The 8,425-nt window shown below is 42.4% G+C and carries 8 protein-coding genes; 2 read left to right on the top strand and 6 right to left on the bottom strand.

All coding sequences use genetic code 11. From position 1 onward, the window contains the following. The first annotated feature begins 109 nt into the window (after window positions 1-109). On the top strand, window positions 110-445 hold the full coding sequence (gene erpA, locus NI466_RS13075) for an iron-sulfur cluster insertion protein ErpA (RefSeq protein WP_004281944.1): 336 nt from the start codon (window positions 110-112) through the stop codon (window positions 443-445). 58 nt (window positions 446-503) lie between these two features. Here erpA and NI466_RS13080 read toward each other — a convergent pair whose 3' ends face one another. From NI466_RS13080 to NI466_RS13105, 6 genes are all read right to left on the bottom strand, one after another. Next, window positions 504-881: a hypothetical protein gene (locus NI466_RS13080; RefSeq protein ID WP_016806936.1), complete on the bottom strand. Its 378-nt coding sequence runs from the start codon at window positions 879-881 to the stop codon at window positions 504-506. A gap of 105 nt (window positions 882-986) precedes the next feature. Further along, window positions 987-1,895 (bottom strand): matrixin family metalloprotease, encoded by a 909-nt coding sequence (locus NI466_RS13085; protein ID WP_005094835.1) that lies wholly within the window; start codon window positions 1,893-1,895, stop codon window positions 987-989. Between the two features lie 70 nt (window positions 1,896-1,965). After that, the gene (locus NI466_RS13090) at window positions 1,966-2,796 is read right to left on the bottom strand and encodes an OXA-134 family carbapenem-hydrolyzing class D beta-lactamase OXA-282 (protein WP_004728961.1); all 831 of its coding nucleotides are present in this window, start codon (window positions 2,794-2,796) and stop codon (window positions 1,966-1,968) included. 146 nt (window positions 2,797-2,942) lie between these two features. Beyond that, the gene (gene dnaK, locus NI466_RS13095; protein WP_253173798.1) at window positions 2,943-4,883 is read right to left on the bottom strand and encodes a molecular chaperone DnaK; all 1,941 of its coding nucleotides are present in this window, start codon (window positions 4,881-4,883) and stop codon (window positions 2,943-2,945) included. Between the two features lie 118 nt (window positions 4,884-5,001). Further along, window positions 5,002-5,550 carry a nucleotide exchange factor GrpE gene (grpE, locus tag NI466_RS13100; protein ID WP_004647116.1) on the bottom strand — a complete coding sequence of 183 codons (549 nt, stop codon included), beginning with the start codon at window positions 5,548-5,550 and terminating at the stop codon, window positions 5,002-5,004. A gap of 1,002 nt (window positions 5,551-6,552) precedes the next feature. Next, window positions 6,553-7,053, bottom strand: a complete 501-nt coding sequence (locus NI466_RS13105) for a cell envelope integrity TolA family protein (RefSeq protein ID WP_253138677.1) — start codon at window positions 7,051-7,053, stop codon at window positions 6,553-6,555. Window positions 7,054-7,270: 217 nt separating this feature from the next. Between NI466_RS13105 and NI466_RS13110 the strand changes: the two genes are divergently transcribed. Beyond that, window positions 7,271-8,347 carry an alpha/beta hydrolase gene (locus NI466_RS13110; RefSeq protein WP_253173799.1) on the top strand — a complete coding sequence of 359 codons (1,077 nt, stop codon included), beginning with the start codon at window positions 7,271-7,273 and terminating at the stop codon, window positions 8,345-8,347. Window positions 8,348-8,425 lie beyond the last annotated feature (78 nt).

Here is an 8,425-nt window from a genome sequence, read left to right on the forward strand (position 1 = left end):
TACTCTGATTTGACTTTTAATCTGTAGAGACTGACCATATATTGAGTGTGCTATACTTAAATATGGTCTTTTCTTTTTAAAGACATTCCATTCAACAGAGGAATCCGCCATGAATGCCCAAGCGCTTGTGCTCACCGACAATGCCGCAAATAAAGTACGCCAGTTGCGTGACAGTGAAGGTAACCAAGACTTAATGCTCCGTGTCTATGTGACCGGTGGCGGCTGTTCAGGTTTCTCTTATGGCTTTAATTTTGCAGAAAGCCAGAATGAAGATGATGCAGAATTTGCCAATGGCGATGTTAAAGTCCTGGTCGATTCATTGAGTTATCAATATCTGGTCGGTTCGGTGGTAGATTATTTAGAAGGTCTGGAAGGTTCACGTTTTGTGGTACAAAACCCGAATGCGACCACGACCTGTGGTTGTGGATCTTCATTCTCGATCTAAATCCATGCACAAAAAAAAAGTCCTCTCAATGAGGACTTTTTTATATCTGGAAGAACGTTTAGCTATCCAGTTTTACCGCTTCAAGCAGGTCAAAGATCACGGTAGTGACATCCTGACTCAACTCGCGGTTATTGAAAATTTCATAGGCGCTAATGGTAATGTCGGTATCGCTTGGCAACAGACGCTGTTCTTCTTCGATCAGGTCATTGATCGGTAATAAGGTCTGTTTGATTTCCAGATGCAGAATATCTTTATATTCCAGATTTTCATCGTCGAGTTCAATCAGTTGTTCATTGAAATAAGGCAGCAAAATCGAATGAAGATAGGGTTGGATGTCCTCGATATCAAAGATTTCGATATCACGGGTTTCATCAATCGTACTAATGTGGTCATTTACTTCAATTAAAATATGGTAGTAACTCACACGAATCTCCAAAGATGGCCTGAACAATGTAGCCAATCACAATAACATGAAATCAGAATAGAGTGTTTTTTATAATACTTATACACTTAAATTAATTAGGGAATTCAAGCTGATCACTTAACGGTTATAAAGCAAGGTCTTGTCTGCAGGTCGCAGCTGGAAGTGTTGCAGATTCTGTTTACCCAGCACCGGATACATCAGTGCTTCCGGGTCATTATGGTGATACAGCCCCAAGGCATGTCCGAGTTCATGTGCCAGAGTCAGACGGAGATCATCTTCTGCATCAAACTGATAGACATGAATTTGATCACCCATAAACACGCCTTTATGAAATTCGCGGGCAGGGAAACGCTGTTGGGCTTGAATGATATTCTGCTGATGGTTTTGCAGACCATGTTGATGCATGGAAACATTCATATTAAAGGAACTTTGCTGTTCCTGAAGGTACTGAAGTTCCCGTTGAAAACTTTCCGATTTGCGCTGTAAAGCCAAAACCTCATATTCAATCTGCTCATGTTCATAAGCAGATAAATTTGGCTGACGGCGTCGTTGCTGTAAGGCCTGAAATTCACTATTCATCTGATCTCTTTGCTGGATCAGGCGTTGCTGCTGACTTTCCAGATGCTGATGGGATGCTTCCAGATTTTTGACCTGACGTTGATACTTGGCGTCATCTGCCAGCAACTGTTTTTCGACTTTCTTCAAGGCATCATAGTCTTGCTGGCGTTGATCATAGATCAGGTGAATACTCAGCCTGGCATTTTCATCATAGACCATCAAATCATCACGATTGCTTCCCTGATGCCAGATTTCGATCGCTTCCTTGCTCAGTTGAATGACTTGATCTTTACTTAGTCCAAAGCCTGAATCGACCTGATCAATTCGGAAACGTAAGCGTGTATCGAAAGGATGCGTCAAGCGATCAGCCAGCGAGTTATAGCGCAGTTGAGGATGGGTTTGGGCCTGCATATGTAGATAGGCAGACATGATCAATCCCACTACGAGCAGACAGAGCAGAAGACGCATATTTTTTATTTAAATGTCTATTTTTTAAAAATATAGCTTAATTTTAATGCCTTTCCCATGCTTATTTGCATCATCCTTCAGCTTTTGGATAAAGCCCTAATTCGGCCAAAGCCTGCTGCAAAATTTCAAGGCGGATCGCCGGATCTATACCATTTTGCATCTGCATATTGAGTGAAAATGCCACGATTTCAGCCTGCGGTGTTTCAACCCAGCCGGTGAGCCAGCCGACTTGCGGTTCCACATCCATGCCCCAACCGGATTTGACATATAGTCGATAAGCTTTCCGCTCCTGTAAAAATAACATGGCTTTGACTTGTTGCTGGACTTGAGGATCAAAGGCCAGTTGCTCTCGGGCCAACGCAGAAACAAATTGGACTTCCTGTTTTGGAGTAACTTTCAAAGGGCCTACCAACCAGAAGTTATCGACCTGTTGACCAATCTGCTGATTACCAAATTGGATGCGTTGTACTTCCTGTTGCATCAATTCAAGGCCAATGCGACGTGCCAGTTCCTGATACACGGGTACAGCAGAAGCTTGCATGGCTTCGCCGAGAGTCATGTCTTTTTCCCAGGCTGCAAAACTGCGTTTCTTGCCATCCCATTTAAAAATTTCATTGGTTGTGGCTTTGCCATGTTGCAGGCCAATCAGGGCATTGAGCATTTTAAAAGTAGAGGCGGGAACATATTCGGTATCTGCACGGCTTAAATCATTACCATAAACCTGTATCTGTTGACCACGCTGAATCACTAGAACACCCGCGCTTTGCGCCTGATCAAATAATTGGGCAATGGCTTGAGTCGATTGAGTCGAAGTGCTTTGAGATAGGAGAGATGAAACGGGCAGGCTACACGCTGTCAGGCCCAAGCAACTAAGTAAAGGCAGCAAAATCAGAATTTTCATGGGTTCAGGGTATTTTAATGTTGGATTTAACTTAAACAGCTTTTCCTGAAAATACGATCAAATTTTAGTAATTTTTATTTTATTCTTTTAAGTCGAGACATAAAAAAACCGCGCTTTCGCGCGGTTTTTTCAGTTAAAGCGACAAATTATTTTTTGTCATCTTTCACTTCAGTGAACTCAGCATCTACAACGCCGTCGTCCGCTTTTTGAGATTGACCTTCGCCGCCTTGGAATGCATTCGGGTCAAAACCTTGCGCACCACCTTGGCCTTGAGCAGCTTCATATGCACGTTGTGTAATTGGCATGATGATATTTTGCAGCGCTTCAGTTTTCGCTTTGATTTCTTCAACGTCATTTTCTTTAGTTGCAGCTTCAAGCTCAGAAACCGCAGTTTCGATTGCAGTTTTTTCGTCTGCAGTCACTTGCTCGCCAAGATCTTTTACTGCTTTTTGTGAAGAAGCAACTAAAGCATCCGCTTCGTTACGAGCTTTTGCAAGCTCTTCAAACTTACGGTCTTCTTCAGCATTCGCTTCAGCATCTTTGATCATTGCTTCGATTTCAGCATCAGACAAACCTGAGTTTGCTTTAATCTGGATCGATTGCTCTTTACCAGTGCTCTTGTCTTTCGCAGATACTTTCAAGATACCATCAGCGTTGATGTCGAAAGATACTTCAATTTGTGGCACACCACGTGGCGCAGGTGGAATGTCGCCTAACTGGAAGTTACCTAACAGTTTGTTTTGCTGCGCCATTTTACGTTCACCTTGATAAACTGAAATGTCTACAGCAGGCTGGTTGTCCGCAGCAGTTGAGAACACTTGAGATTTCTTCGCAGGAATCGTGGTGTTTTTCTCGATGATTGCAGTCAACACGCCACCCATGGTTTCAATACCAAGTGTCAACGGAGTTACGTCAAGTAAAAGTACGTCAGTTTTGTCACCTGAAAGTACCGCACCTTGAATCGCAGCACCTATGGCTACTGCTTCATCAGGGTTTACGTCTTTACGTGGCTCTTTACCGAAGAATTCTTGAACCTTCTGTTGAACCATTGGCATACGAGACTGACCACCCACCAAGATTACGTCAGAGATGTCAGAAGTCGAAAGACCTGCATCTTTAAGCGCAATACGGCAAGGTTCAATCGTACGAGCAACCAGGTCAGCAACTAGACCTTCAAGTTTTGCACGTGTTACGTTGATCACTAAGTGTTTAGGACCAGTCGCATCAGCAGTGATGTATGGAAGGTTGATTTCAGTTGCGTTTGAAGATGAAAGTTCGATCTTCGCTTTCTCAGCAGCTTCTTTTAAACGCTGTAACGCCAGTGGATCTTGCTTCAAGTTAAAGTTTTGTTCTTTCTTGAACTCTTCAACCAGGAACTCGATTAACGCGTTATCGAAGTCTTCACCACCTAGAAATGTATCACCGTTAGTCGACAATACTTCGATTTGCTGGTCGCCATCAAGGTCAGCAATTTCAATGATTGAAACGTCGAAAGTACCACCACCCAAGTCGTAAACCGCGATTTTACGGTCGCCTTCTTTTTTGTCCATACCGAACGCAAGTGCAGCAGCAGTTGGCTCGTTGATGATACGTTTAACTTCTAGACCTGCAATTTTACCTGCATCTTTAGTTGCTTGACGTTGTGCATCGTTGAAGTAAGCAGGAACAGTAATAACAGCTTCAGTTACGGTTTCGCCCAGGTAATCTTCAGCAGTTTTCTTCATCTTTTTCAAGATTTCAGCAGAAACCTGTTGTGGCGCCAATTTTTTGTCGTTGACATCAACCCAAGCATCACCGTTGTCAGCTTTGATGATTTTGTAAGGAACCAGACCGATATCTTTTTGTACCGCTTGGTCTTCATAACGACGACCGATCAAACGTTTGATCGCGAACAATGTATTTTTCGGATTCGTTACTGCTTGACGCTTTGCAGATTGACCTACCAGAATTTCGCCATCTTTATAGGCAATAATAGATGGAGTGGTACGCGCGCCTTCAGCGTTTTCGATTACTTTAACTTTGTCGCCTTCAAGTACTGCAACACATGAGTTTGTAGTACCTAAGTCAATACCAATGATTTTAGCCATTTGGATGTTTCCTCTAAAATTTTTTTGTGATTTACACTTGTTATCCGATATGAGAGCCGTTCGATTTTTTTCAAGTAAAATTTTTGAAAAATTTCACAAACTCCCGAATTTATTTGGCTTAAGCGCCGACCATCACCATGGCAGGACGCAATAAGCGACTGTTAAGCGTGTAGCCTTTTTGCAAAACAGTCCCAATTTCATTTGCTTTGGCATTTGGATCAATCCCGACTGCCTGATGCAGGTCAGCATTGAAACCGTTGTTGGTATCCACTGCCACAACCCCAAATTTCTCCAAGGTATGCAATAAAGATTTAAGGGTCAGTTCAACACCTTCACGCAATGGTGTTTGCTCTTCACCTGCAGCCACAATGGCACGTTCCAGATTGTCGACTGTTTCTAGAAGCTCTTTAGAGAACTTTTCCAGAACTGTATCTTTATGCTTTTCAGATTCACGCTGAATACGTTCAACACTCTTTTGTGCTTCATAAACTGCATTGGCGGTACGGGCTTTTTCTAACTTTAAATCACCTTCAAGCTGCGCAATCTGCTCTTGTAAAGACTCAACGGAAACTTCAGCCTGCTCGGTTTCAGCTTGAGTTTGCGCTGTATCTTGTTCCGCTTGCTCTTGCTCAAGTTGTTGAGCTTGCTCGTTTTGCTCAGTCGCCATTGATTTACTCCGTTTAAATGGGTTCTTAAACATGTACAGTCCTTAGGCCTCAGTGTTCACTGCGTTTATGCTGAACTGCCATGGTTGTGAAGTTCTTGATTACCTAAAGAAATCGGGGCAGGGTGTAAAAATTCAAGCGTCGACCCAGATTAAATTTAAGATTTATACAAAATACTGAATCCAGCGGATAGCAGAACAAGCTATTCAGAACACAACAGCAGGATAGGATGAGAATAAAATACACGGACATCAGCAGCGATGAATCCGAATTTTGAACTGAATAGATTTAATTCGCGACTAAATCTAAGAATTAAGTATTTGAAAATAAACATAAAAAATGAATAATCGTATTTTTGAATCAAATTAATAATTTTAATCCGTTTTAAGTATTGGTAAAAAAATTGCATCATACTTCTATTAACAGCGACCTTGTTCAGAGGAGAGAGCCGAACCGGGTTGCTGTTGCCCTATTTTAGAGTTGCTTTTTTCAAGCTGAGTATCCCCAAAACTCAGCTTTTTTTTGCCTGTTTATTTATTAGACATAAAAACGATTAATATCTAAGCAATAAAGTCTTTCACAATAGATGAACTTTTGATTAATATTTATTCCAGATTCTATCGCTGTAGTTTCTTCTTATTTTGAAATGTGTTTTCGTGGCTTATCCTGTTCTTTAGATAAGCCTTTTTTTGTCCAGAATTTACCTTTTTTGAATTTGTTGGAATCAGTCGTCTCTATTTTAGCGGTTTGTAAGATAAAATTTACAGCTTGGATAGTGAATGTCCGCTTCATGAGAGCAAGTTGATTCGATAGGATAATTTGTGTAGAGAACAGGATGTTCTGGTTGAATTGCTGAGAAGCATAAGCGAAGTGGAAGTTCGTTTAACATAACCCTCTGCAAAGGCCCTAAAGAAATTTTCTTTAGGGCCTTTGTCTATCTGGCAGCTACCTTTTTCATTAAAAAAGCCCAGTCTGGGCTTTTAATAGAGAGGGTGATTCAAGTCTTAGTCACGACGATCGCGTGAACGTTGTTCCTGATGGCGTCGGTTGTCATTCCAGCGTTGATTAGAACGATTTTGCTGGACTTTTTTACTGCGCTGATCTGTTGCACGTTTACGCTCCAGATCCTGACGACGCTTGCGTTCTGCTTCTGCCTGTTTTTGCCGTTGCGTCATGATATTTTTACGTTGCTGTTCATGGCGCTGCCGTTCCAGTTGGCTTTTACGTCGATCAAGCTCTAACTGTCTTTTATGATCCTGCTCCCAATTGCGACGTTGTAATTCCTGTTTACGTCGATCCAGTTCAATGCGTTTGCGTTGCTGTTCATATTCCCAGCGTTGCCGCTCATAGCGACGATCTTGTTCATAACGCCGGTCCAGTTCATAGCGACGGTCATAACGCTGATCATAGCGGCCATCATAATAGCCACCATCTTCAGGAAATGCGACGCAGCCTACAGCTAAAAATGCAGTCGCCAAAGACAGAGCTATAATTTTGCTAGCCATAGGCATCCTCCCGATTTGTAATAAAAAATATACTTAAGCTCGCAAAAGTACGTCAAAAATAACCTTTAAACGGTCAATGACATCTTTTATAAATGAGGGTAACGTATCGAGTAGAAGCTATATGTACATTGATATTAAGACTTATATAAGAATATGGTCACTGAAACGCTAATCGTGTAGAAACTATGAAGAATTAAGAGAATAAGGACTAAAAATAATGACTGTGAATCCTCCGGTTCTGAAAAGTGTGATGGAAAAGGGACAAGGGACGGCAGCGCGTATGCTGGACCGCTTACCTGGCATTGCACAGGAAGCATTAGTTAAGGCTCTGGATTATCCTCATGTTTATCCTGATTTAGATCCATTGGTTAAATGCCTGATGGCCATCCAGATAAAACAGGGGCATAGCAGTTTTATCAGTGAGGATCTGGCTCATTCGCGCACATTGTTTGATGCACGCATGAAAGCGATCGCGGCTAAACCAACTACTGTCAAAGTCATCGAAGAGCTGCGCCTGCCTTTGCAAAGTGGCAGCATCTTTGCCCGGCATTATCATCCAGCTCCACAAAAGAAGTTGCCGATGGTGATTTTTTATCATGGCGGTGCATTTATGGTGGGCGGTCTGGACAGCCATGATGAATTCTGTCGCTTGCTGGCAGTACATGCCAAAGTGCAGGTGCTAAGCGTGGCTTATCCGCTGACGCCAGAATTTAGCCCCTTGCAGATGGTACAGGTTTGTGAAGATGCCTTGGCTTGGGCACATCAGCATAGTAAGCAACTAAAAATCTATAAAAATCGTATTGCCGTAGCAGGGGACAGTGCGGGCGGAAATCTGGCTACTGTGGTGGCACAGCGCAGTGCAGGTAAATCTTATGCCGCACGAGCACAGCTTTTGCTTTATCCGGCGGTCGACTTTAAAAGTCGCCATCCTTCTTTTTATGCCTATAAAGATGGACTGGTACTTTCGGAACAGGATATTGATCTGGTGACCTTAATGTATGCCCAAACCCATCAGATTGAACTGGATGATCCGCTGATTTCACCCACCTATGGTGAATTGCAAAACTTGCCGCCAAGTTATGTGATTACTGCACGTCATGATGTCCTGCATGATGAAGGTTCAATCTATGCACATAAACTACGTCAGAATGGCGTGAGTGTTCATTATCATGAATATACCGATCAGGCACATGGTTTTATTAACCTGACGCCGATCTCCCGCCGTGCCAAAAAATATGTGATTGAGATCAGCAAAAATTTCCGCAAATTTTGGGACAAAAATAGGGTGTGTTGACACTTTTAGCTTAAAAAAATAGCGAAGTAGTAAAATCAAATCGCCAAACCCAATTTTACTATTCGCTATGCCTCGTAC

This window comes from Acinetobacter lwoffii (assembly GCF_024129595.1).
Classification (GTDB): Bacteria; Pseudomonadota; Gammaproteobacteria; order Pseudomonadales; family Moraxellaceae; genus Acinetobacter; species Acinetobacter lwoffii_O.

Excerpts from the sequence above, each read along its gene's own strand:
- NI466_RS13110 (WP_253173799.1), top strand. The coding sequence starts at position 7,271 with ATGACTGTGAATCCTCCGGTTCTGAAAAGTGTGATGGAAAAGGGACAA.
- erpA (WP_004281944.1), top strand. The coding sequence starts at position 110 with ATGAATGCCCAAGCGCTTGTGCTCACCGACAATGCCGCAAATAAAGTA.
- NI466_RS13085 (WP_005094835.1), bottom strand. The coding sequence starts at position 1,895 with ATGCGTCTTCTGCTCTGTCTGCTCGTAGTGGGATTGATCATGTCTGCC.
- dnaK (WP_253173798.1), bottom strand. The coding sequence starts at position 4,883 with ATGGCTAAAATCATTGGTATTGACTTAGGTACTACAAACTCATGTGTT.
- NI466_RS13105 (WP_253138677.1), bottom strand. The coding sequence starts at position 7,053 with ATGGCTAGCAAAATTATAGCTCTGTCTTTGGCGACTGCATTTTTAGCT.
- NI466_RS13090 (WP_004728961.1), bottom strand. The coding sequence starts at position 2,796 with ATGAAAATTCTGATTTTGCTGCCTTTACTTAGTTGCTTGGGCCTGACA.
- grpE (WP_004647116.1), bottom strand. The coding sequence starts at position 5,550 with ATGGCGACTGAGCAAAACGAGCAAGCTCAACAACTTGAGCAAGAGCAA.